The sequence below is a fragment of the Aquimarina amphilecti genome, from assembly GCF_900109375.1.
Lineage (GTDB): Bacteria > Bacteroidota > Bacteroidia > Flavobacteriales > Flavobacteriaceae > Aquimarina > Aquimarina amphilecti.
Genome location: NZ_FOAB01000001.1, coordinates 48,480 through 75,048 on the forward strand (window position 1 = coordinate 48,480; position 26,569 = coordinate 75,048).

At 32.1% G+C, this 26,569-nt stretch carries 20 protein-coding genes; 2 read left to right on the plus strand and 18 right to left on the minus strand.

Features of this window, described 5'->3' with window-relative positions; all coding sequences use genetic code 11:
- Positions 1-2 precede the first annotated feature (2 nt).
- The 18 genes from BMY33_RS00235 to BMY33_RS00320 all read right to left on the minus strand — a co-directional run bounded on the left by BMY33_RS00235 (position 3) and on the right by BMY33_RS00320 (position 24,091).
- Positions 3-4,133, minus strand: a complete 4,131-nt coding sequence (locus tag BMY33_RS00235; RefSeq protein WP_091403866.1) for a DUF6531 domain-containing protein — start codon at positions 4,131-4,133, stop codon at positions 3-5.
- Between the two features lie 2 nt (positions 4,134-4,135).
- On the minus strand, positions 4,136-5,497 hold the full coding sequence (locus tag BMY33_RS00240; protein ID WP_091403869.1) for a hypothetical protein: 1,362 nt from the start codon (positions 5,495-5,497) through the stop codon (positions 4,136-4,138).
- A gap of 5 nt (positions 5,498-5,502) precedes the next feature.
- On the minus strand, positions 5,503-7,287 hold the full coding sequence (locus tag BMY33_RS00245; protein WP_091403872.1) for a type VI secretion system Vgr family protein: 1,785 nt from the start codon (positions 7,285-7,287) through the stop codon (positions 5,503-5,505).
- A gap of 428 nt (positions 7,288-7,715) precedes the next feature.
- Positions 7,716-9,164 carry an SH3 domain-containing protein gene (locus BMY33_RS00250; protein ID WP_170836969.1) on the minus strand — a complete coding sequence of 483 codons (1,449 nt, stop codon included), beginning with the start codon at positions 9,162-9,164 and terminating at the stop codon, positions 7,716-7,718.
- Between the two features lie 114 nt (positions 9,165-9,278).
- Positions 9,279-9,872: a hypothetical protein gene (locus BMY33_RS00255; RefSeq protein ID WP_091403878.1), complete on the minus strand. Its 594-nt coding sequence runs from the start codon at positions 9,870-9,872 to the stop codon at positions 9,279-9,281.
- A 164-nt stretch (positions 9,873-10,036) separates the two neighbouring features.
- Complete coding sequence (locus BMY33_RS00260) at positions 10,037-10,699, minus strand: hypothetical protein (protein WP_091403879.1); 663 nt, start codon at positions 10,697-10,699, stop codon at positions 10,037-10,039.
- Entirely contained in the window at positions 10,696-12,606 is a 1,911-nt protein-coding gene (locus tag BMY33_RS00265) for a M23 family metallopeptidase (RefSeq protein WP_091403882.1), read from the minus strand. The genes BMY33_RS00260 and BMY33_RS00265 overlap by 4 nt, the downstream gene beginning before the upstream one ends.
- 8 nt (positions 12,607-12,614) lie before the next feature.
- Positions 12,615-13,268 (minus strand): hypothetical protein, encoded by a 654-nt coding sequence (locus BMY33_RS00270; RefSeq protein WP_139195563.1) that lies wholly within the window; start codon positions 13,266-13,268, stop codon positions 12,615-12,617.
- Positions 13,265-14,797, minus strand: coding sequence for a PAAR-like protein (locus BMY33_RS00275; protein WP_091403887.1), 1,533 nt, complete (start codon positions 14,795-14,797; stop codon positions 13,265-13,267). The genes BMY33_RS00270 and BMY33_RS00275 overlap by 4 nt, the downstream gene beginning before the upstream one ends.
- Positions 14,790-15,677 (minus strand): hypothetical protein, encoded by an 888-nt coding sequence (locus BMY33_RS00280; protein WP_091403889.1) that lies wholly within the window; start codon positions 15,675-15,677, stop codon positions 14,790-14,792. Before BMY33_RS00280 ends, BMY33_RS00275 begins: the two co-directional genes overlap by 8 nt.
- A 10-nt stretch (positions 15,678-15,687) precedes the next feature.
- Positions 15,688-17,127, minus strand: coding sequence for a T6SS phospholipase effector Tle1-like catalytic domain-containing protein (locus BMY33_RS00285; RefSeq protein ID WP_091403891.1), 1,440 nt, complete (start codon positions 17,125-17,127; stop codon positions 15,688-15,690).
- Between the two features lie 8 nt (positions 17,128-17,135).
- Entirely contained in the window at positions 17,136-18,215 is a 1,080-nt protein-coding gene (locus BMY33_RS00290) for a DUF2931 family protein (RefSeq protein ID WP_091403894.1), read from the minus strand.
- Positions 18,205-19,989, minus strand: a complete 1,785-nt coding sequence (locus tag BMY33_RS00295; protein ID WP_091403897.1) for a type VI secretion system Vgr family protein — start codon at positions 19,987-19,989, stop codon at positions 18,205-18,207. The genes BMY33_RS00290 and BMY33_RS00295 overlap by 11 nt, the downstream gene beginning before the upstream one ends.
- Positions 19,990-20,442: 453 nt before the next feature.
- Positions 20,443-20,838: a type VI secretion system tube protein TssD gene (tssD, locus tag BMY33_RS00300; protein ID WP_091403899.1), complete on the minus strand. Its 396-nt coding sequence runs from the start codon at positions 20,836-20,838 to the stop codon at positions 20,443-20,445.
- Positions 20,839-20,990: 152 nt separating this feature from the next.
- Positions 20,991-21,377 (minus strand): type VI secretion system tube protein TssD, encoded by a 387-nt coding sequence (tssD, locus tag BMY33_RS00305; RefSeq protein WP_091403901.1) that lies wholly within the window; start codon positions 21,375-21,377, stop codon positions 20,991-20,993.
- Between the two features lie 256 nt (positions 21,378-21,633).
- A complete protein-coding gene (locus tag BMY33_RS00310) occupies positions 21,634-22,509 on the minus strand; it encodes a TssN family type VI secretion system protein (RefSeq protein ID WP_091403904.1) in 876 nt (291 codons plus the stop codon).
- Positions 22,506-23,429 (minus strand): hypothetical protein, encoded by a 924-nt coding sequence (locus tag BMY33_RS00315; RefSeq protein WP_091403907.1) that lies wholly within the window; start codon positions 23,427-23,429, stop codon positions 22,506-22,508. The genes BMY33_RS00310 and BMY33_RS00315 overlap by 4 nt, the downstream gene beginning before the upstream one ends.
- A gap of 35 nt (positions 23,430-23,464) precedes the next feature.
- Positions 23,465-24,091: a C40 family peptidase gene (locus BMY33_RS00320; protein ID WP_091403910.1), complete on the minus strand. Its 627-nt coding sequence runs from the start codon at positions 24,089-24,091 to the stop codon at positions 23,465-23,467.
- A gap of 202 nt (positions 24,092-24,293) precedes the next feature.
- On the opposite strand from BMY33_RS00320, the gene BMY33_RS00325 reads away from it, so the two are divergent.
- Both BMY33_RS00325 and BMY33_RS00330 read left to right on the plus strand, forming a co-directional pair.
- Positions 24,294-24,725 (plus strand): GPW/gp25 family protein, encoded by a 432-nt coding sequence (locus BMY33_RS00325; protein ID WP_091403913.1) that lies wholly within the window; start codon positions 24,294-24,296, stop codon positions 24,723-24,725.
- Positions 24,726-24,769: 44 nt separating this feature from the next.
- Positions 24,770-26,569: a type VI secretion system baseplate subunit TssF gene (locus BMY33_RS00330; RefSeq protein WP_244542953.1), complete on the plus strand. Its 1,800-nt coding sequence runs from the start codon at positions 24,770-24,772 to the stop codon at positions 26,567-26,569.

Here is a 26,569-nt window from a genome sequence, read left to right on the forward strand (position 1 = left end):
AATTATTTACAGCCTAAATCTTTAAAATTTAATTCATCTAACGTTGGTAATTCAGTTACTTTTTTACCATTTAATAGCTTATCAGCTGCTTTGAGTCTTCTTTTACCTTTAGTCTTTTTCTGTTTTGCTTCAGACATACCATTTATTTTATTTCCTCTAGCTTTATCACTATTCCTACCCAGTAAATCATTTTCCGCAACTCCCCTTTGTTCAACACCTCTTACCGTATCCTTTGGTGTTTTAACTGGTGTTTTTCTTTTCAAAGTATCTCCTTCACCGAATCTAGCTCCATCTGTTCCTGTAGTTTTAGAATGTCTCCTTCCTACATCTTTCATACTTTGATTGTCAGATGCTCTACCATGATAATATGCGTTACCATTTGAATCTTCCAAAACGTAATTCCAGTCTAATCCAAAAACATCGATTATTGAGTTAGTGTCTGAAACATAATTATATAAATTATATTCTCTACTATTAATCCCTATAGGATCTTGTGATATATAGACTCCTTCATTCGGGCTATAATATCTAAACCTATTATAGCACAATCCTGTTTCTATATCTTCATATTGTCCTTGGTATCTAAATGGACAATCTTCCAAAGAACCTTTAGCTAACTTACGTACTTTTCCATAAATATCATACTCTACTTGCCAGGTTTTTTCACCATTACTATTATACATTTCTACAGGAGTGCCTAGATAATCCGTAATGATAGAGTAGGAGTCCTCTTCTGTAATCTTAGCAGCAGGTTTAAAGGTGCCTTCATCAAATACCCAAGTAACTAAATTTTCAATAGGCTCTGGTTTACTTTCTTTGAGCATACCATATTCATCTACTACTAATTCGGGTCTTTGATTGAGATCATATTTCCATTCATGGAGCGGTACGTTGCCGTCCCAGACGAATCTTGTTATTTGCTTATTGGCCTTCGACAGGCTCAGGCTGACATCCGTGATCTTAGCGGTACGACGACCAAGTGCGTCGTATTCAAATTCAATAGTGTTATTTTTTGGATCAGTAACTGATCGTAGCATTCCGTTGCCGTACCAAGAATATTCAAATGTGCCAGTGGCACTGATTTTGGTGATTAGATTTCCTTCGGCATCGTACTTAAACTTATTTCCATTGGCTTCCAGTAATTGTCCTCCAGTTCCATATTTTCGATCTCCTTTACCCTCGGTTCTGTATAAATTACCTACTTCGTCTGGTAGTTTATAGTCAAACTGTTTGTTTTCATATCGTGCTCCTGCCAAATTATTGAACTCGTCATAGCTATAGGCTACAGTTCCATTGGTTAATTGATCTACCATTTTGGTCAGTCGATCATTTACGTTCCAGGTATAGGTCCGATGACGCATTTCTTTATTTCCAGCCGTTACTTTGTGTTGTATTGGTCTGCCCGCTTGATCATATTCGATATGATTAATGATACCACCAGGAAGCATTCTTTCTACTTCCATTCCTAAGCTATTGTGTGCAAATTGTGCATTCCAAGCTTTCGTTGATTCTTCAGATTGAGATAGATTATTAGCGTTTATTTTTTCTATCAATCCAAGTTTAGTTCTGGTAATTGCAATATTTGCTCCAAGACTACTTGTAATGTTAGTTCGATTGCTTAAAGAGTCGTATTCACTTTCTACCAGGTGTCCATCTTGATTTTCGGCTATTATACGTCCTGCGGTATCTCGTATGAGTTGCACATGACTATTTTCATTTACAGCTTCAATCAAATTACCGTTAAGATCATAACTATAGGTTTCCCATGTACCATCGCTGTATTCTGCTCTTGTAATTCTACCGTTAAAATCATATTCGTACTCCGTATATTTATCATCAGGTCTATTTACTTTTAATACTTTTCCCGCTCGATCCCGATCATATTTTCGGGTAAGTCCATCAAAACCAATTTCTCTAATAATTTCCCCTTTTTCATTTCTAGAAAAACGATAGTATTCATTATGCTCATTGGTAATGGTATTCAGTTGTTCTTCTGTATCATATTTAAAGTAAACTTTTCTACTATTTTCTTCTCTCATTTTGAGACTTCCCATAGGAGTGTAGTCAAAATTAACTTCTCGTTTCTTTTGATCTATGGTCTGGATTACCTCATCATAGGCATTATACTTTAATTTAATAAGATTATTATCTGCTTGTCGTATTTGATAGATACGGTCTAATTCATCATAAAAGAATTGTTGTTGATGGTCTTCAGAATTTTTGGTATGTAAACATCTTCCCCAAGGGTCATATTCCCAAGTAGATTCTGCATTATTAGGTAATGTTAATTTATTTAGGTTATGATCTTCATCATAATTTAGAAAAGTCCTATTCCCTGCATTGTCTCTTACTTCATTGATCAATCCTTGCTCATTATATTCAAAGGAAGTAACACCTCCATCTAATCCAATTACAGCATGTAGACGATCATTTTCAAAGGATTTTACTACTGATCCACCAGCAGGATCTTTGGTAAGTACTAATCTGTCTTTTTCGTCATATACAAACCCAATTACAGAACCATCAGGCTGATGTAATCCGGTTAGATTTCCTCTATTATCATAACCATATCCAGTAATATTTCCTTCTTCATCAATATCTCGATAGGGTTCCATATACGGAGTATATTCATGGAATATATGATCACCTTTAGGGTCGGTTACTTGAGTACAGAGATTTAGGTTGTTAAAGTAATAGATACTCTCTTGATCTAACGAATTAGTTACTACGTTATATCCTTTGTTATATTCTATAGTCCCCGAAAGAATTCCTTGATCTCCCCAAGTCTCAATACATTTGGCTCCAGTATTTTTTCCGTCGTATTTCCAATAGAAAGCTTGTCCATTACGATCTGTTTTTTTGACCATAAGATGATTCTCATATTCCATGATCGTCTTTTGATCTAATGCGTCGATGATTTCTATGAGATCTCCATCTTTATTATATGTGTACTGTACTAATATTCTTGTAACTCCTTGATGCGTTGCTGTCACTTTTGTCACTCTACTAGCTTCATCCAGATCTAGATCAATTCGTCTGCCAGCGGTATCTATTATTTGTTCTAATTGATATACTGCATTGTATATAAACCTTACTTCAAATCCTTCAGGGTTTCGTAGTCTTGTAGGTTTGTATAATGTATCTGTATATTTTTTAAAAGTATAGGTTTGTTTAGATTGATGATCAATAATTTCATAAGTGCTAGCATCAATACAGCTTAAAGTTAATTTCTCTGTGCGGTTATAAGAAGATTCATTTTCTACAACTAATAAAGGGAAAGAAGTTATTCTTCCATCTGGTAATCGCATTACAATGGAATCTTCATCATAATCAATATACATTGCTAGGTCATAATTACAATGCATTCCATGCCCCATCATTCCTTCATATCCAGAATCTGAATACCAATTTCGTTCCCAACGGATTGGTATAGGTCCGGCAATGCTAAAATCTTCTCCTTCATATACCATACGACCTGTAATAAGGTCGACAGGTTCGAATCCCATTTTACACATTTTTTTACTAAGCCCTTCAGTAGCAGGGAATTTTTTTAATACTTTATGGTTTAGTTTGGTTAGTCCTTTTCCGGCTCCTTTCATTAGCGCTCCAAAACCATATGACATTACAAGAGCCATTAGCATTCCCATCAAATCTGGAGCGTATGGTCCACCTACATTTACAGGTTTTCCCATTGGTAAAGGAACACTCATTGATGATGGTAGATATAAACTAGGAATTGGTTTCATCTTTTTTCCTGGTGTTAATGACAACGGCATTCCGATATCATTACAAGTCATTGTCATATATCCAGCAGGAGTAAAATAAGCATCTTCAGCACTTACTTTTGTACTGCCAAAAAAGTTCATAGAATCATGACCAATCATAGGCGCCATAGCAAATGGACCACCCATAGGAATGTGTATTACAGTACCGATCATACCTGCGGTACCACTATTTCCTTTGGGAACACAATTTACATTAACGGTAGAGCCAATAATCGGAACATAATCCATTGGGTCAACTACCATACCGATATATGGGTGCGGAATTGGTACCGGTACTCCTGGAGGAACGATAATGATATGTATATCAATTCCGATGACAGGGGTAAAGTGTTTACTTGCTAATAACATATCTAGAACCAGTTTAAAATTGAAAGACTCTTTTTTTCCATTTCTTTACGGTGCGTTTCTACAGTTAATCTCCATTGTTCTCCTTCAATCTCTTTCATGAACGTATCTATAGATTCACACTCCTCTTTATTTCTGTTTTTCTCGCAGCTATTGTAATAATCTGCTGCTATGTATGCCAAACAGGTCGATTTTATTAATTCTGGAGCTAACGAAACTCCGTATTGGTAGGCTTCAGTAACAATATTAGTGTACCTTTTTTTGTCTCTTTTTTTAATCACATTGTATCCCAACCACCATGCAGTTAATGCTTGCGGTCCAAAACCATATTCAATAGACATTTCCGCTTGTTTACAAAATAAATCAGCTGCTATATCTTTTTGTTTTTGTAACTGTTTACAACTCGCTTGATACCCATAATTTTGCACAATAATTGGCTTGCAAGTATCATCACCTCCTGATAAACCTTGTTTTGCGATTGCCATCCCTTTTTGTAATAGCTCTTCAATAATTTGATATTCTTTGAAATTGAAAAGCATTCCTGCATAGATAACGTGAGCTGTGGCAAAGGCTGATTTGCTTCCAGACTTCTGGGTAACCATTAGTCCTTTTTTACCCCAATTATGAAGTCGTGGAAGGTTTTTTTTAGTAACGCTTTTAGACATTTCTATCATACATTGTCTAAATTGAACTTCAGGATCATTAGGATCACCAGCAGCCGCTATTTTATTGATGGCTCCTTGTAAATCTATAGGAACTGCCAAAGATTTTGAAATGCCCTGATGTGTTTTTGAAAGTTCGTCAAAGTGCCTTTCTTCAACATAGTCAAAAAACATAAGTCTTACTTTATCTGGTAAACCTAATGTTATCATTAAGTCAATCCACTTGGCATATTCTTTTGTACTTTCTATTGAATAAGGGTAAAGTGATAATGCTAATGATAATTGCGGATTAGGCATGGCTTTCTGAAAAGTGCTTAACATTTCTAATAATAATAAATTGTAATCCGTATTTTTATTTTGGAGTTTTGCTTCATATTCAGAAACTTCCCAATTAAATTTCAGATCTTTTGCTTTCAGATCTTGCTGTAACTTTTCATCTTTTTTATATGTTTCAATCCAATCTTGTATTAGTTTTTGACTATGAGTTTCTTTATTCTCAAAAGCCGTAAGTAATACAATTGGAACATCCGGAATTCCTCCGTTAGGAGTAGATTCTAGTCGTAAGAAACCTTCATATAATCTAGCTTGATCAGGTCTTATGAGCCACCTAATCAATTGGAGATGGTCATGTGGACTTACCTCATCAATCCATTTTTGTTGAATTGTGGTAATTAATTGCGCTATGGGATTATGTTCATTGTTCATGATAATTATCCACAGTTAAGATTTAATAAACCTCCTTTTACATTTGTAGCAACAGTACCATCGATATCTGTCATTTTACCTGACATTTTTAATTCTGCTTTTCCTTCTATTTGCGTACTTTTTGCAGTGATTTCAACTTTAGCCGCACTTTTAATGATGGTTTTAGAACTTCCGTTGTTAAGTATTTCTTTGGATTTAACATTTACATTATTTGTACCATCAATATTTACGGTCTCCGACGCATTAATATTAATTTCTTTAGACGAAAAATTAATTTTTTCGGGAGCACTGATGTTTATTTCTTTTTTGGAAGTGTCTAAGATGATAGAATTTCCATTTTTGTCAGTTATCGTAATGGTTTCTTTTCCGTCTTCATCAGAGAAGGATAGTGTATGACCGCCTCTGGTCTTAATCGCCTTGATATCATTCTTTTCGCTTTTCCAATCACCTGCATTACTCCCTCCGGTAAAAAGAGCTCCCATTACATATGGTCTTTCTGCATTGCCTCCTTCAAAACCTACAATTACTTCTTCGTCTTTTTCGGGCGTGAATTGAAAACCTTTACCACCTCCAGCATGCGGTGTTAAAACACGAAGCCATGGGGTTTCTTCTCCAGTAGCTTTTTGCCAAGGAAACTGAACTTTTATTCTACTCATCCCTTCTGGGTCGGCATTATCCATTACAGTAGCTACCTGAGATTCACTTTTCGGAAATGCCATCATATTTGTATTAGGGTAGACGTCTAAATCAGCGGTTACTCCCACAAAACGATTTTGATACTTTCCATTTTCTGTAGAATTATGAGATACACTGATAATTCTAAAACTTCCATAATCAGAGTTTTCTCCTTTTATTTTGACAACTTGACCAAGATTGACACCAGGATTGTCACTTACTCCTTGTATTTCAACTTGTCTTACTTCAGTGGCTTTCTTTTGCTGCTCAACATGTTTGTCTAATCGTTTTTTTAGTTGAGGGTCATAATATGAATTAACATAGATGCTTGTTTCTTTGGCAAAGATTGCCTCACTTTTTTGACTAGTAAAACCATTAAAACCATTAACACCAGAATTTACCTGAGCTGTAGCCATTTCGTGCTGCTCATCTGTAAGATAGTCGTTGGTGAAGTATTTAAAATTATTAGGAGTAGGGTTGAGGTTTAAAGAGAATTCTTGTAAATCATGCCCATAATTTAATTCTGTTGGCTCTTTATCTTCGGGTTTTCCGAATATTAGTTTGCTACCATCATAAAAAAACCATTCACTATACTGTGCGGCTAATCTACTTGCATATTTGAAGGCACTTTCATTATGCTGAACACTATAATGAAGACTTTCGGAATTTTGAGGACTAATATTAGTTTCGAGTTTAGATTTATCATATCCTTGAAAAGTCTTATTCAATATTTCGGAAAGCCCAACATCACTATGAGAATCATAATGTGGACCGTCATCCGTAATGATGCTGCAGGAATGTGCTTTTATAGAAACTAGATCACCGTTTTGTTGATGAAATCCTTTAGTATTACTCACGGATGTAACAATGCCTTTAAACTCTAGTTCTTTATATCCGTTAACAGTATCTAAAGAGGATACTTTTACGGTTAGAATTTCACCAAGATAATTTTTGCTTTCTGAGGCAATTTCTCCAGTGATAGTTTCTAATACATCCATTCGACATAAAAGCTCTAACACGTGGTGCGTGCCAATTTCTTGATGTAGCATTAACCTTTTATACGCTTTTATTGGAGATCCTCCGATAAAAATTTGTGTGTTTGATTGCAGTGCCATGATTTTTCTTATTTCCAGTTTTGTAAAATGTCCTAATAATAAAAAACTCGTTATTTAGTCAACTATTAGTATACCATTTATAGACATAGTTAACAGCTCGAACGATTTGGGGAAAGAATATATGTTCGAATTGTGTATAAACCATCAAAAATAGTACCTAGCTATTCTCTTATAAAAATACTTAAAATTTTAAAAATCTTATAGTTAGCAACGTTATTTTTACGTTTTCTTACACAAAAATGGGTTGTTTTCCCCCTTTGTTTTGTGCGTTCTACTTTATATACAATCGATAGTGTAATTGTTACCCCTATACATTAGAAAATGTTTTGTAGGTGTGTGATAGAAATTTATGGAAGGGAAGCGGGTATTCTATTTTGGACAGACTAGAACCTCTAAGATTATTGGAATAAAATGTTATATTAAGTTTTTTAATTATGTATCTTGATATGTATGTTCTGATAGGATTTATTATAATTTCCGGAGCTTTCCCACATCGTAGCTATAGGAGTTGCTTTTACTAGAAAAGAGAGATTAGAAGTCCAGAGAATTTCAGTATTTTTAATATTTTGTCCCCAATAAACTATTTCTATTATACGTTTTAAAGTAATTTGATTCTTATTGTCTATTGTATAAATGAAAAACTCAGAACGATGATTATACGGATTAAAATAAAAACAAATTATAGTCTTTTTGTCTGGCGAAATATGTGGGTAATTTGGGAACCTAGTTTTTATTTCTCCATTATTTTGATCGACAAAAAAGAAATCTCCTTCTTCAAAATAACTGCCTTCTATTAAGTGGTAATCGAATGATTCTAAAAATCCGATATATTCGTAAGATTCCGTACTCTCTAGGTATTCTGTGTTATTTATGAATGTTTTTTTCTTTCCATTAGTCAGTGGTAGTGTTATTTTATCTTTTTCTAGTATTACGTTATCATTTTTGGTGATAAAATTAGTAGGGATACTATTGGGTAGTTTTTCTAAAATAATTGAGTATATATCATCTAAACAAACCCTTTCTCCCTTATTAAAAGGGTCTTTATCATCCTCTGTAAGCATATTTGGACATAATTGAGTATTATATAGTTTTAATGCGGTATCATCAACAAGGTATCCATCAAAAACATATCTTCTTTTGTTGTAACCAGATTCATAATTACATATTTCTACTATAGAGCCATTTATTATTTTTCCATTATCATTTACAGATAATTCTTTATTGGTATATTTTATAATATTTACTTTTTCTCCATACAGTAATTTACCAATTTTGTTTCCATTTTCATCTCTAATATTAAGCCCATTTAATGCTTGTACATATTTTACCGCTAATGGATCAAAATAATGAACACAGGTATCTGGGATGTTTCCATTGTAGTATTCTTTTTCACTTACAATTTCACCTGTATCTTTAAAAATAAAATTTATGTACTCTATCTGTTCTGGTTCGATATATAATGCATCCATTCTGTGAATACGGTGTTGGGTAATAGTACTTTCTGATAAAGTCCATCCTTCTGCATTTTCATCCAATGCAAGTTCTTCTGAATCGATAAAATTATATTCTAAATCATAATTTACAAGTGTTGTATGAAGTTCTTCGCCCCAATAATAATAAACAACCCAAGTTTTATAATTCTCGGATAGATCAATACTATAAAGAACACCACAATCTAATCGCTCCCAATCTTCTGTGATTTTATCAAAATGAAGTGCTTTTTTTTGAATTACTGTAATGTGATTCGTCGGTGCGTTATGATCTAATTTCGTTTTTTCTTCTAGTGGAACTTCTTTAGTAGAATAATCGTTTAAAAACTTATAATTAAACTTCTCTTGTCCAAAAGATAAGGTTACAGTAACGATAGAAATGAGCAAAATGAATGTTTTAAATCTTTTCATAAGATCAATAAACTCTTGTTAGATGATTGTTTTCGAATTGATATAATCGTTTTTCTTCTTGAATACTACTTTCTGATTCGTTATGAAACATTAGCATGGAAAAAAATAACGAAGTTCTACTAGTTTTTCGTTTCGAAATGTAAATATATAAAGATCATCAGATAAAGGGTGTGAAAACATGTTGATTGTAATTATTCCATTTTTTTCTTCACTCTTATTTTTTATAAAGGAAACCGGGAAATCTTCTTTAAAATTTAGCAGCGTATATTTTTTTGAAAAAATAACATTCTTATGTTTAATGGTAAAATTAGAAGATTTTAAATCTATTTCTCTGAATGCATATTCAGTTTTTGATACTTCAATTTCACAGTGTAAGTATTTCCATATTTCATCAGAATCATCGATAATAGTTCCACAATCATCTATCTGTTTTTGGATAGTATCAGGTGTTTTTATTAAAAGTTTTAGAATATTTATTTCTCCTTGTAATGGGTATTTGTTATTTATAAATATGATTTCTGACAAATACTCTACTTCTGATTGGTCCCTTAAAACAGCACCTTGTTCTATAGTTGAAGAAGTACTTTTTTTATTTAAATTTGTGCTTATTTCTTGAGAACTTATCTTTGTTGTATAACTACTAAGAAATAAAATACATAGTATTAAAGGTAATATGTTTTTCATTTACTTATTTCCAATAATTTCTCTTTTAAGTAGCACTCCTTTATCTGAATATTCTTCGGTCATTAGAAGTTTATCTGTTTTTTTTGGTAATGGTATTTATTACGTATCCTTCGTCATTTACCTCCTCAATAGTTTCTAACATATAATAATACCATTTTTCAAAACTAATTAGTTTTACTAATTAACTTTTTTAGGTCTAAAAAAACACTATTGGCTTTATGTTTTTCAAATTTAAAATTTGGTTGGGTGCTTTTGCCTTTAAAAAAAATTACTGGGAGTGTTTTTTGGCTAACAGTTAAATCATAGTCATCTTCTCTTTCTATAGAATGATCTAATGAAACTAAAAGTTCCTTGTCTTCATTAATTATTATAGAATCAATATCCCAAGGATACCCCCAAAATAAATCATTTGGAAAATTTTCATCTGTTATTATCGGAGTGAAAAATAATAATGATTTATGATTGTTATCAACAGTGTCATAAATCCCATAATTTATTCCATCTTCATATCCTTGAGCTCTGATAATTTCGTGTAAATCATCATGATCTATATCTATAATCCATTTGTAATTTATTGATACCCATGGGTATTCTATTTTTCTTAATAATTCACCTTTCTTAAACCAAAACTCATATAATTGAGAATATGTGTCATCTGAGGCAGTTATAATTGTCTCAAGTTCTTTATCATTATCAAAATTTAGCTTTTCAACTTTATCAATAATTAGATCTTGCGGAATTTGTTTTTGTAAATCAATTTCTTTGGAGATACTTTGAGATTTACAAGAGAAACAAAAAATAGAGAATAGCACTATTAATATTTTCATTTTTGTGAGTTTTTATCTGGATTTTTTACTACGCAATTCCCTAATTCTTTAATTTCCTGAAGAGGGTCAAATGAAGGTTTACTGTTCTTGACGGTTCTGACTTCGAAATGTAAATGAGCCATTTTAGATGCCTGTCCTTTCGCATTTCCAGTTTGCCCAGTGGTTCCAATAATATCTCCAATTTTTACGGGGCCTGTCTTATATGTAGTGAGGTGTGCATACATTAAATAGTATGTTTTTCCTCTATATTCTCCTTCTAAAAATATTCTATTCCCATAACCACTAGGATCTTCTCGGAAAGTTATAGCCCCTTCAAAACAGGCATATACATTTTTTCCAGTTGGGGAATATAAATCTAAACCGTCGTGTTTTCCTCCTGTTCTTCCGTGAAAGGTACTTTTTGTTGGAGTCCATTGCTTTTCTCCATACCAACCTCTTAATTCCATTATGTCTAAAGGATTAACCCAGTGCAAACTATTTAATTTAAAATAATCTTTAAAATCTTTATTAATCATTTCTCCAGGTTTTTCCATACTATCACACTGCGTCGTTAACCAAAGAGAAGTTGTTTCGTGTTGTGCTATTTTAGGAGTAGAAGCTTCTTGTACAGTTGTAGTTCTAACAAATTGCGGAGTAATACTTAGTTCAGGTTCACCTCTAAAAGGCTCTATCTGTACTTTTTTCCCTTTTAATGCTTCATCAAAAACAATAGTTAGTTTATTTTTCCCATCTACAACTTCTGTTTTGGCATATGTATATAATCCTGATTTACTTTTTGATGTGATGTATGTACTTTTTTTGTCAGTTTTTGATTCGCCCTGTACATAAAAAGACCAACGAATATTATTTTTATCTTCTTCTTTTGCTGTATCCGTATTTTTTATATCGAGAATATATTCTATTTCTTGTCCAATAACTGCTGTTTTAGGAGCATTAATTTTTCCTGAAGGATAAATTCTCTTTATAGCTTCTTTGTCAAATGCCATAATAGTTGCATTTTCACCTTCGGCATCTCTGGCTGTTTTACGAGCTTTAGCATCTTCAATAGCTTTTTTACCATCATCGGTTTCGTTCTCTCGGATATATAAGGCTTCTTGCCAACCCTCAAAACTTTTATGAGCATCTTCTCCTTCAGTTTTGATTTTGTCTTCTTTAGGGCGCAACTGTATTTTTTTGATACCTACTTCTATTTTATTTTCGTTTTCTTCTTTATACAAAAATAAATCATCCCCATCTATGTTTCCATTTTCTTCTTTAACGTCTATTTCTATCCAATCACTAACTTCTGTATCGGTAGTAGTGTCTTCTTTTTTTGCAAAAACCTTTACTGGTAAAGTATCATCTTTGGTTTTTAAGATTTTAAAAACACTTTTGTTTTTGTCATCTTTATCTTTTTCTTCCTTTTCGTGAATCTTGATCTTTACCTTTTTATCTTTAAGATTTTTGGTCTCAGTAACAAGATATACTTGATACCCCATTTGCGCAGAAGGAATCTTTTTGTAATATATCTTAGTTTCGTTTTTATATTGGTCAAAGGTTAAAGTACTATCTTTTGCGTGACTTTGTAAAGGCCATTTTTTACCTGTTTCCTTTTCATTAATAACTTTTGTAATGTCAATTAACTTTACTTCCTTATGTTGCGATGATAATTCATCATTTATACTTTTATGGATAGCTTTGACTACATTGGATCGTTTTGTTTTGCTATCGGTACTCGTTTCTTTATCAAACGTATATTGATAGGTGCCATCTTTTAAGGATTCTTTTTTTACCGTTTTCTCTGCAAAATAAGCACTAGAAACTTCAGGTTCTAAGACATTTTCTAAGGTCAACGTTTCATTATAAGTGAATCGTCTGTCAGCCGCTGTTATGGTATCAATAACTATTTCTAATTCCTTATTACTCATAGCATCCTTTATTTATAATTTAACAAAAGCGATGTTCCCTTATTACTATAGGTTATATCTAAGATGTTAATTTCCTGTTTGTTATTTATTTGATATGTAAAGATATTGTGTTCAAATTGATGTTTTAGCTTTTTTGTTGTTTCAAAAATTTGATATAACCCTTCTAGTGTAAGTTCTTCATTATTTATTTCGAGAATACATCTATTACTTTCTTTAGTTTCTTTTATAGTATAAGAAGATGATTGATACGTACCACCGACATCAATATTTTTTATAGTAAAATTTTCTTCATCAAGTTTGTATTCCATTACCATTTCCTTTTCACGGACTCGATCCAATGATTGAGGTGGTGTATAAAGTGATATATCTGTTGCTGTTAATGATAATGAAGTGCCATATTGATGATCCTGGTATGTTTTAGGTAAGCTGTCCATATAACTAGAGTTTTTTAGAGAGTCTACAAAATGCTTCTGAGACTCTATTTCTGCTAGTGTAAATTGATGTATTTTTTTTAGTCCAGTAGTGTTGTTTTTTAAATTAAAGACATAATTAGCGTCATAATCATTAAGGGATGTATAACGAATTTCCATTTCTTGTTTTTGTGATTTACAAGAAAACAGGAGTGTACAAATCAATATGGATATATAACTATATCTTATCATAATTCTATGTTTAGCATAATTGCAAATGGTTGAAACTTATTTTTATCCTCTACGTTTTTAAAATGTTGAAGACAAAACATAGATACTAATCCAGGGATCCATTGTTTAGCCATTCCATCAGCTCCTCCATCTTCCCATCCAGCTCCGAATGTGTCAAAAAATGAAAGGTTGGTAATCGTGGCACCAATTTCACCATTTTGATCATAAATTTCGTAATTAGCTAAGCAACCTTGAATACCTCCAACAAAAGTTGCAATTTCGTTCACATTAGGATTCATTCCTTGTAAAGCGCTGTAGTAGGGTAGGCTAGTTCTAAAATTATATACTTTTTGCGGATTCTTGGTTACGTAGTTGTTTTTTTTATATTGATCTACCAATTCTTGTTCAAGTTTAGGTATAAACTCATCTTTAAACTGACTAGAGTCTTTGATTTCCCTAACTGGGTTTGATTCGTTGTCAAAAATAAAGTTACTCCCATGTCCATCAAAAAAGTGATTGGCCAAATCCCTTCCGTTTTTACCAAACCCATCTTCGATATCCGAGAAGCTCCATAAAACCGCTTTCATTTCTGTTTTAAGCATAGCAGTATGGTAGGACTTAGTAAGATTAATGTTTGTAACATCATATCCAGACATTCCATTTTTTTTCATTAAACTTTCACTAGGAGCATCCGCATAGATCCAATCATATGCGCGCTTACCCTTAGAATTAACAATAATGATCTTTCCATTTTCGTTAATACGATTTCCCTTATTAACAACTCCAGTTTCTAAAATTACTTTTTCGGAAGTGTTTTCATTTGATGTTTCATTATTTGCAGCAGTCGTTGACGAACTATTAGAGTTGGAAGTAGCTGTTTCTTCTTTTTCAGGTTCATCAATACATACTAGATCTAATGCTACTGTGCCATCGGCTTTTACATTTCCTGAGTAGATTAATTCATTTTTTCCTTCTTTTATCTCCTTACCATTTTTTGCTTTTACTCGTACTTCTACTTTTTCGCCAACTTCCATGTTTTCCGTTTGTACAAACATGGTTGCTTTTTCTCCATAATTGATTTTATCAATCTTTTCTTTACCAGCAGCATCCATCCAATAACTTTCTACTACTTTAGGAGCTTTGTCGTTGCCCATCATCGCACCAGGAATAGTCATTGCAATTTCCTTGAATTTTTCACTAGCATTACCACCAGTATTTATTTGCATAGGTTGCATAATGGTAACTTTACCGCCAGTACCACACATACATTCAGAATCTTCGTATAAGAACTTTTTACTTCCTCCTAATGTTGAGGTTTTAGTAGTTTTAGTCCATTTTTGCAATGCTGGCATACAAGGTAAATATCCACCACTAGTTGGTTTTAGTTTACATTGTCCAAAAGTAGCAGGTACCTGCACATCCATATCCGTAGCTTTAAACTTGCCTTGGATTTTCACTTTCTGATTTTGCGTTACTAAAAGCTTAGCAGGTACAAATCCCTGATTGCATTCTAGTAATGCGCCATCTAATACATATATTTTACTACTCATCTTTTTCTAAATTAAAGGTTATGGTAGTTGTTTTTTTATATAAATCCTTTACTTCGAAGGAGTAATTTAATGTTCCTTTGGTTACCAATCCAAATTGAGGTTTTACTTTATAAGTACCCTTATACTCAAAGTCCAACGTGTGTTTTTCACCAGGAGATGTTGGTAATTTACCTAAAAAACCATTTAGCTTAGCTAATGGAAATTTTTTATGATTAATATCCATTTCGGCTTCTGATGTAATGGTTACTTTAGTGAATCCTATATCTTGCTTAGAAATCTTTTTTTTCTCTAAAATTGGGATGTTTATATTTCCAAGAGCGTTGGCAGCAATTTTAGCTTGTTGTGTTAACTTTTTATCTTCAAATTCTTGATAGAAAATATTTGTAAAAAAGAATTGATAAAAATTATCTTCTAAAAATACCCTTTGAATATTATCTTCTTGCAATTGCCAGTCAAAATCACTTGTCATTTTAAGTAAATCTGGGTATTCTTCTAAAAGATCAATCTTTACCTCTTTCCATTTTTGTCTTATTTCTTTGGTGTTGTTGACTTTATTTAATTTAAAACTTTTGTCAACTTTTAGTTCTAAAATATCATTAACGGAAGCAACTTTTAGTGCAATTTTTTGTGCTTTATCTACTTTACGAACAATACTAAATTTTTCATTTAAGAGGAATCGCTTTTTAACTTCCATTCTGTAATTTAGGAGTCCTTCTTGATCAATCCCATAAAAAGTTAGATCAAATTCAATTGCCACAGCAGCAGAGGATTTGTTTTTACCTAGCTCTATATGGTTAACTACTTCAGAAGTATAGGTTCGTGTAATCCGTTCTCCGTTGAGTTTGATAATCTGATTTGTATGAGGCAGGGTTCGTGGCATTATTATTTTGTTATCCAGCTTGTGTTACTCGTTCTCTATTACCATTTACTCTATTCGGTCCCATACCTATGCCACTGTAATGAGCAGAAAAATGGAAATAACGGTTTCTAAGTGTTTCTAATAGAATTCTATGCTCTGGATTGTCATAAGACATTTCTACACCATCGTTAAATACATATTCATCTAGAATTGTTTTAGCTGAATTTAATTCAGAGGGTATTTTAAATTCTCGAGTGATTTTACTCATTATTAAATTCACATTTTTATCAATTGAGAATTTTGTCATAATTTGTAAAGGAATAAAGCTGTATTTATTACTTAGACCTTTTCTATCTCCAGTTAGCGTTCCCCAAAAATCACTTACCGTTATTTCTTTAGGTTTAAACCATCCTTGATCAATGAGCAATTGCCTTTCTCTTTCTAGATCATTAAGATTTGTAATTGTATAATCAAGACGAACTTCTTCATCCGCATTATCCACATAACCGCCTCCAATATCAGAATGAACTCCAGGAAGAAATTTCTCGACACCTCTATTACCTGTACTTCTGATATCCGTAAGTCTAAAATTACTTCGATGTTCATCGGCGGCAGCAAGTTGCAATGTATGCTGAGATTTTTTTACAGCGTTTAACTTTAATTGAGTAGTATTATTATCGTGGGACAGTCCTAAGGAAGCCACCGTATCGAATAATCCTGCAAAATGAATTACTATCATTTTTACTTTGATTCCTTTCTCTTCTAGGAATTCACCAAGTGCTCCATAATCGACCTTATAATAGATTTTTCCACCACGTCCCACACGTTTTTTAAATTGCCCTTTTCTTTGAGTTATTTCGTATATGAAATTCCTTGCAGCTGCGGCACCTCTACTAAAGCCGTATGTTTCTATATTGAGTATGTTAATATTTGTAATACTTAAATCTGCAATAGCATTAGATACTTCTTCGCACCCTTTTTTTACTTTAGCTCGGACTCCAGTAGATCCTGTACCTAATCCCATTCCGGTTTTAGAATCAGAACTTTCATTTTCTGTACCAATACCTTCTATGTAAATCGAAAATTTTTTTATTGTCTCTTCTTCTACAGGTTCATAAGCTGGTTCCATTCGGGATACATTAGAATGATCATTATCATAGCTACCTGTTTTATTAGGACTCCAAGGAGTGCCCCACCAAAAATCGCGATACTTTTTTACAAGCTCCTCATCATGTGGCTCATCCCGTTTCATCTTCTCATACTCCAAACGAATATTCGTATTTTCTCTATTGTTGGCTGTTCCATCAAAAAAAACAGCGGCAGTGACATTTACAGAATCATCTGGTGTTAACTCTTCGTACTCTGCATTCCCTACATGAACTGGAGCGGTTTGCACATTAACTCCGCTTAGGACATTTTTGCTAGCCTCTTGAGCTCCTGATGATGTAGCTGTCAATCCAATACCTCCCATAATATTTATTAATTAGAAGTTTCGTATACTTTTATTATTGCCTTTTTAATATCGATGCTTTCTGATGCATTCTGTAAAGCAATAGTAATATTGCTATTGTATTTATCAATAGTTAACATCAATTCTGTAGGCACATCTTTTGACTTTTCATACATTTTTTCGAAAACAGTGTGTATTTCATTTTCTTCAAAATAAATTCTAGTCCCATATTGATTATTATTTTGATCTGTCCATTCCATTCTGATATGATCCGGAATAGCATAATTCTGAAACTGATCTAATATTTTGTTTGAACCAATAGTATATAGACTTTCACCATTAAAAAATGTTATTCTTATTTCTTCAAGCTTTCCTTCTTTTTTAAATGCAACAGAGGGCTTCCATTCGAACTTTTTTCTATACGCATTCCATTTGCCAAATGGAATACTATCTGGATTCATTTTAGCTTTTACTTCGTCTTTAAAATCTTCTTCTAGTACAGAATCAATAAATTCTTCCATAGAGAGTTCTGCATAAGGTGAAAATTCCTTAATACTCACTTCCGTTTCTGAAGCTTTAAATATGCCGATTTCTTTGGACCATCCATTTCCCATTATCCATACGACAACTTCTCCTCCCGGAATTAATCCGATATTAATCCTTCCGTAGGTGTCTTTCTTACCTAGTCGATTAATATACCCTTCTTTAAATAGTTTATTTATTTTTTCTGAAGGTAAATCGAAACTACCTGTATAGAATTTTCTTTCTAAGTAGGAAATCCACGTTATTTCTAATTTTACAGGTACAGGCTTTAAGTCTTCACCCACCACATGTGTTGGTCCTATTTTACCCCACCCTTGATGTAATGTATGTCCTGAAGGAATGTAAATACTTTCTCCATTTTCATAAAACAATCTCCCTTTATGAATCTGCATAGGATTATATTTCGGTGCACAGGCAGTAGGTCTCCATTCGTATTTTTCCATTTTTTTTGTAGTCTTAATTTCTTGGGAATTATTCTTTTGACAAGAAACAATTCCAATACTCATTACGGTGAATATTACCATCAATAAAGAAGCGGTATTACCAATACTGCTTTTATTCTCCATATTCCACTGTTTCTGCACTAGCAATTGTAATTTTACCACCTGCGTTGGTTTTTATTTCACCACTGGCATCGGTAGTTATTTCCTGAGCTTCTTGCTTATATTCACTACTGATTACTTTGATCGTTTCTCCTATCTGACGATCTTCATTAGTAGCACTAATAAAATAATCTTCTGAAATTGTTTCGTTTTTATTTTTTCCAACAGAAATATCTAAATTCTCATCTACATTTATCTGCATATTTTTAGCATTTAATGTCATGTTTTCTCCTGCAGAGATCGTAATGTCATTATTAGCAGTATCTATATGAATGATATTTTTGTTTTTATCCGTTATCATTATGAATTCTGATCCGTCTGCATCATTTAATTCTACTGTATGTCCACTTCTCGTGCGCAACGCTTTTACATCATTGCTTTGGGTATTCCAACTTGCGGGATTAGCTCCTCCGGTATAAAGCGTGCCTAATACGTATGGTCTTTCTGCATTCCCTCCTTCGAAACCAATCAATACTTCTTCATCAAGTTCTGGGATGAAATGAAAACCTTTTTCTCCTCCCGCGTGAGGAGTCACAATACGTAGCCAAGGAGTTAATTCTCCAGTTTCCTTTTGCCAAGGAAATTGTACACGTATTCTTCCTATTCCGTCAGGATCACTATTTTCTTTTACAATAGCTACCTGAGATTCACTCTTAGGAAATGCCATTAGATTGGTATTTGGATATACATCTAAATCGGCAGTTACACCTTCGAATTTGTTTTGATACCTTCCATTTTCGGTATTTGTATGTGTTACCTTTGTAATTCTGAAACTACCATAATCGGCACCTTCTCCTTTGATAGTGACTACTTGTCCAATTTTTACTCCAGGATTATCACTAGAACCTTTAAAAATCACTTGTTTTATTTCTTCTGCTTTTTTCTGCTGTTCTACATGAGCATCTAATCTTTGTTTTAGAGAAGGATCATTATAAGAGTTTAAATATATATTGGTTTCGTTAGGAAATATCTCATCACCTTTATTGCTTGTGAATCCATTATACCCGTTTACACCAGAACTAACTTCGGTCGTTGCTTTTTCGTGTTGTCCATCCGTAAGGTAGTCATTAGTGAAATATTTGTAATTATTGGATGTAGGTTTCAAATCCAAAGAAAACTCTTGTAGATCGTGGCCATATGTAAGTGTAACTTCTTCTTGATCTTCCGGTCTTCCGAATACCAAAGCACTTCCATCATAATAAAACCATTGACTGTATTGAGCAGCTAATCGACTGGAATATTGGAATGCACTTTCTTTATTTTGAACACTATAGTGGATGTTTTCTGATCCTGAAGGATTAAAAATAGTTTTTAGTTTTGACTGATCATATCCTTGAAACGTTTCATCTAAAATTGTAGTTAAATCTACATCATTAAATGAATTATAATGAGGTCCATCATCAGCTATAATACTACAGCTATGAGCTTTTATAGTTACTAAGTCTCCGTTTTGTTGGTGAAACCCCATAGTGCTATTAACAGAGGTTACTACTCCTTTAAACTCAAATTCTTTATAACCTGTTAATGTCCCAAGAGATGAGATTTGAATAGTTATAATTTGCCCTAAATAATCTTTGGTTTGAGATGCAATATCTCCAGTAATGTTTTCCAGAACATCCATTCTGCAAACTAATTCTAATACGTGATGTGCATCAATTTCTTGATGTAGCATTAATCGTTTGTAAGCATTTATTGGTGTTCCTCCAATAAATATTTGAGTGTTAGATTGCAATGCCATGTGTTTTATTTTTTTGTGATTTGTTAACCAATATGTATTGATATAATTTCACTTGATTTTTATAAAGTTACCATTTTAGATTAACAAATAGTATCTTTTTATTATCGGATACTGTTTATTGTTCTACTTAACAACGACCCATAAGTACTTGTCAAAGTCTAAGATTAAGAAATGTCTCGTTATTAACAAATGTCTAGAACCCTATATAACTTAAACGAAAGTCTTGTTTTTAAAATTAGGATATCTATTTGTTTAGATAGTTTAATCTCTTTTTTGTTTGCTGAGAACGATTAAAACTTATAATGTTTCTATATAATTATATAGCACTATTAGTCTATTGGTACTGTTACTATATACCCAGAAAACCGATTATCTTAGAATAAAAATTCTATTAGACATTCTAATTCGTTGCGTAAGAAATATTCGCAATTTGAAATAGCTTGTCTTATAGAATTATGCTTTAGAAGGCCAATTATTGGTAAATGTAGTTCCTTTAATCGAAATTTCTTTAGCGGATAGGACTAAGTGTATTTGTAAAGGTTTTGTGCTTTCTGCATTAAAATGCTCTGTATATTCAATACAATAAGCATCTTTAACCTCTACGTTTTTGAGACTTGACATATTATCTCTTCTAAAAAAAGTGATTTTACAACTTTTGGTAATAGTAGGAGAGATGGTCCAGTCTAAGAAATCAGTTTTGGCTGTAGATTCTATTAATAAACTAACTTGTCCTCCTTGTGGTTTTGCACAAGGTCTCCCTGTATAATCTGTATCTTGTCTAAAGGTGAAAGAGCAATCCAAAATATTAATCTCTTCCCCATCAAGATCTAGTTTTGCTAAAAATGACATAAGTAATAATTTTAATGTGAATAACTACTTTATCAATTCCATTATTGTTTACAAGAAAAATGTAATGTAAATAGAGGAAATGATGATGTAAGATAAGAAAGGGAGTGAAAAAACCACTCCCTTAATTTAAATCTTATATAAAACGAATAGGATTATACCCACTCATTCATGTGTTCACCGTTTCCGATAGAAATTTCTCTTGCAGAAAGAGTGATTTTTTCGATCATTGGATTTTTTCCAGTAGCATCAAAATTTTCCATATACTTCACTGCATAAGCATCAGCGAAATTCAATTCCTTAGAAGTAGCTTCTGTATCTCTTTTTAAGAAAACGATAGAACCACTTCTCATTTCGAAATTGTTAAACATCCAATCAGATAAACTTGTGTCTGAAGTAGATTCTACTTCAATAGTGATCATACCACCTCTAGTTACAGATGATGGACGACCTGTTGCATCAGTTTCTTGAGCTAAACCGTAGTTACAGTTCAATACATTGTACTCTTTTCCACCTACTTTTAATTTTGCTTTAAAAGACATAATAAATAATTTTTAAGTTAATAATAATAATTAATAATAAATAATAAACGTAACTTGTACAGTGTAAAGATAGTAAAATATATCAGACTTAGCTTATTATGAAATTGTTAAGCGTTAAGTAATCAGTTAATTAGGAAGGAAAAGGACTACACTGTTTTCAGGGAATTTACACTTTATCGTGAAGTTTATCTAATAAAAAAAAGATCTCAACGAGTAATTAGAGATCTTTTTTTAACAAAATTTTAACAGATTTTTTTTATGCTCTTTTGCATATAATAACATCATTTTCCTTGATATTGTTTCCTTCAATAGTTCGCGTAAAATCAACATGTGATTGCATTCCCATCCAGTTAGGTTTAGTGTAAAAAATCCATCCATAAGGGTTGTTTTTATCATCAAGAAACTCTATTTCTCCTTCAGGATGTCTGTCATTATAATCATTTATAAAGAAGTAGAATAGCTTGCCAAACTCCATCTTTTCTGGTGCTTTTAATCTGAAATTACTCAGTTCATCTACATTTTCACCTTTATTAAACTCAAAAGAAATAACTAATGGATTGATTAGTTCATCGTCTTTAGGGTCTTTCATTTTTTTGTCAATAGGGTAGAACCATTTCTTATAGATAGGTACTGGCACAGATACTGCAAATTCATATAATTTTACAATCATTATAGGAATAAGAAAGCAAATAGATGAGGCAGTGAAAATATATTTATATTCAGGTTTGTAGATTCCTACCACAAACAGAAATGTAATCAATCCAACAAATGTTGTGACTATTGTGTATAAAAATTCTGGCCAAAATTTGGTGGGATTATCGTCTAATAGATTTGGGAAAAATTTACGCATAGCAAATACATGTAAAGATCCCAAGCATAGAAAAATAATCTGGAAACCTATAAAGCTGTTTAAGGGTACATCATTAAGTACTTTTTCATTGCTTAATAAAGCTGTAGCTGCAAATAATAAAAGAACTACCAGCATGTATAGTAAAAATTTCTTTTTGTTTTTAACAAAAAGTTTTTTCAACCCGGCAACAACTCCCATTAAAATAGCACTAACGGCTAATAGTATTATTCCCACCTTAAAAAAATCAGCATTTAATGCTGCAGATTGTAATATCAAATTCATATCATAGTTGTTAGACCCATCCTGGGACCGTTAGTCTCATTTAATACAAATGTTTCTTCTTTACTCGAGTATGTTACGTTAATTTTTGTATCTATTTCCATAGGGATAAAATAGTCACAAAAGATAGTAATAAATTTTTTAGTAGCACCACTTACTATGTATTTATCAATATTTTTTTGGTCTACAGGTCCTATGGTTATTTCCCAACAAGGATAAGAGATTACTGTTTCTTTTAACTCTAAAACTAAATCTACTCCTAGTTGATGCTCTTTAGATGTGTCACTTATATTATCGTCTAAAGTTTTGTATTTTTTTTCAATACTTACTTTTTCTCCTATAATTTTTTCTAGACTTAAAGCGGTTAATTCAATCTCACCAGATATTTTGTGTACATATGGTAATAATTGTAAAAGTTTTATGCTGTAATCAGAAGGGATTTCGGGGTCTAAATTCCAAAATTTTAAAAGAAAATCTGTCTTTAAATTCGCAAACTCATTTATAAGTTTCCGTTCATTTTTTTCAATATTAACCCTTTGGGTGAAAAATTCATTTTCTAGAGGAGAGAAAAAAGATCGAGCATCTTTTTCTTGTTTTTTTTGTGTTTGATGTAATTCTGTAAAAGAAATATTACTTTTTGCTTTTACAGGTTCATGAAAGAGTCCTTCTGGTAAAGTATCATAAAGGCCATTTCTAGCAACGTTAAATTGTAGTTTATCTGTATTCCCAGAATAAGAGTCTATTTTAAAATTAATTACATCTCTTCTATAGGATCTAGAAAAAGTACTGTTATTAAAAACATCGATGTCGGTAAGATTAACACTAGAGTTTTCTAAAATTTCAGTAACAAAAATTTCTGCTTTTAGATTTTGATAGGTAGTAGTTAATTCTTGATAGATATCTTGTATCTCTTTGTTCTTCATTCGTTTAGTTGGTGTAAAGAATGTGAGCTCCTTCTCTAGTTTTCTACAGTGTTTGTGTTGCTAAATTTAGGTTTTTTGCCTCCAGCAACAAACATTTTTTTCCAAGGCTGTTTGGTTAAGTCACTAATTTGGACTCCATTTCCTCCAGAATTTCCTTTTCTAGAAGTAGAGTGAACAAATTTATTATTGCCAAGGTAAAAACCTACATGTGTTATGCTTTTGTGTTCTGAACCTTGGTGGTTGAAAAATATAAGATCACCTTGTTTAAAGTTATGTTGCTTCTTAAACTTTCTCGTGTCTTTTGCATCAAATTGTTTTTGTGCAGTGCGCTCAATTAGATTACCGTAGATATCGTGATAAATATATTGTGTGAAGTAAGAACAATCGATTCCTTGTTTAGTATTTCCCCCTAATAAATAGGGTGCATTCATCCAATCATCAATAAATTCAAACAAAGGAACATTGTCTATTTTTTTTGGGGAAACACCCAATATTGCTCCATATTTTTTCTGAATTGGTGAGATAGCATTTTGTTTTGCTAGTGCGATAGAATCTCTCCTTGCTTGGGCTAAAGCTTCTTGTTCTGCTTTTTTAGATCCACCACAACTCATTGCCCCAACAATAATGATAAATAAAAATAATGTTTTTAAAAGTGTATTCATTTGAAAAATAAAATTTACACAAATATAAAAAACTTATGCTTATTTTCTACTCTTAGTGTATTGATAACACTAAAATAAAATCATAAAATCAATGATTGTTGTTTTTTTGGTTAGTTTATTGAATTATGAAGTGTAGATAAATAAAATCTTTATTAAATTGCATTTACTTTGTAAGTAAATTAAAGCACACAAATTATCTTGTATGAATTCTTCTTATTATAAGTTGCCTTTAGATACATTTAAAATTGTTAAAAATAAAGAAGTTGAGAGCTGTGATCTCAATCAATCTATTATTGGATATATTCATTTAATTACCACATCTTATTTTGGAGAATGTACTTTTGATGAATCTTTTGGATGCTCTATTTGGAATGTAGACTTTGATAACCTTACTAGTACTAATAAGTTACGTAACACAATTTCGGAATCTTTGGTCGAGAGTATTGTTTCTCAGGAAAAAAGACTTAAAAAGGTTACTGTAGATGTGACGATTCAGCAAGAAGAATTTAAAAATAGAGGAAGTTTAAATAGAATAAAGAAACTAGTAGAGATAAAAGTAAATGGAGTTGTAAGTAGGACGAATGAACAATTTGCTTGCTTAGAAAGGTTCTATATCGCTCCACTTTCATTTTAATAGGGTTTATGGGTACAGAAAATAAAGTTCAAATAAAAAATAGAATGATCAAAAAGGCGGCTTCACTTTGGGGAGTTTCCCCGAATGAGATAGAAAGCTCTTTTGATCCTGTAGTATCTCTTCTAATTGGTGCATGTGCTTCTGAGATAGAAAAAATTTCTGGAGAAATTGATAATTCGCAAACGAGAATTACCGAGCGTTTAATTCAATTAATGACTCCAGAAACTTTATATGGGTCTCGTCCTGCTCATGGTATTGTATATGCAGAGCCTATTGAGAAAAAGACGACGATAACACCTGAACATTTATTATATTATAAAAAGAAGATAAAAACAAAGAATGCCAGTACAGAGCTGAAAAATATATATTTTTCGCCGATTCAGAAGAGTCAATTAATAGATGCTTCTGTAAGTAGAATGATTTGTGGAAATAAAATCTTTGAGTTAGAAGGTAAAAGAAAAACACCTATTGATTTGTCTTTAAAATCAGGAGGGTCATTACCACCATCAACTCTGTATTTGGGTATTAAAACAGAGCACAGTAAAATTTCTTTAAAAGATGTTTCCTTTTATTTTGAGTTATTAGATGTGCAGGAAAATGAACTTTTTTATCACCATCTTAAAAATGCAAGTTTTAGTTTTAATAATAAAGAGTTTAAATCTTTTCCTGGGTATTATAACAGTGATATTTCGAGGCGGATTAATTTAGAATCAATATTTGATTATAAGCCAAATAAGACAAGGAACATAGAAGAGCAGATAAAGAAGTTATATAAAAAACATTTTATTTCTATAAAATCTGATATTTCATTAAGTTCTAAGGCTGATATGCCGGAAGAATTTTCTAAATTTATAAATCAGAAAGATCATGATGATTTAGCTGATTTTAATTGGATAAAGATTGTGTTTCCAAGAATCGTAGATAATTCGATTTTAGAAAGTGTTTTCTGTACGGTAAATGCTTTTCCTGGATTGAACAGAAAGTGGGAGAGTATATCTTACCAATTAAAAGATTACATTGATATAGTGCCAATAAGTACCCAAGAATTATTTTTAGATGTAAAATCTATTTCTAATACTTCTGGTAAGGAGTATAGATTACGAGAAAATGATTCGGCGATAGATGATAAAGGAACTTATGTTATTAGAAGAGATAATGTAAGTAAGTTAGATTATAGAAAAGCAAGAGAATATTTGATTCACTTAATAGAGTTGTTGAAAGACGAAAGTGCTTCTTTTTCATTTTTTGGAAATGATTTTTTACAATCTAATATTAATGAGTTAAATCAAAACATTTCTCTATTGGAGAAAAAGGTTTCTGATATGAAAAAGTCTTCTGAAGAGACTAATTATATTTCGGTGAAACCATATAAAAAGAAGGATACTCTTTTAGTAGAGTATTGGACTACTAGTGGAGAAGATGCTAATCAGATTAAATCAGGTAATAGTCTTAGTATCTATCAGGGTAGTGATCTTAAACAAAAAGGAAGTATGTTTCTAACTTCTACATTCCAAGGTAAGAACAATCTAGGGATGGAAGAGAGACTTAATGCGTATAGAAGAGCTTTGCTTTCTAGGAACAGAATTGTTACTAGAGAAGATGTAAAAGCGCTTTGTTATGAATTGTGCAGTAATAAAGTAAAAGAGGTAAAGGTGTCCAAAGGTTTTAAGACGGATATACATGTTTCTAAAGGTCTTATTCCTTGTATTGAGGTAAAGCTTTTAGAAAATAAACAGGAGAATACTTCATCTGTAGAATGGGATTCGTTAAAAAGTAATATTTTATCTATTTTAGAACAACAATCTTTAAACGTTTTTCCCTACAAAATAACAGTGATAAGTTAA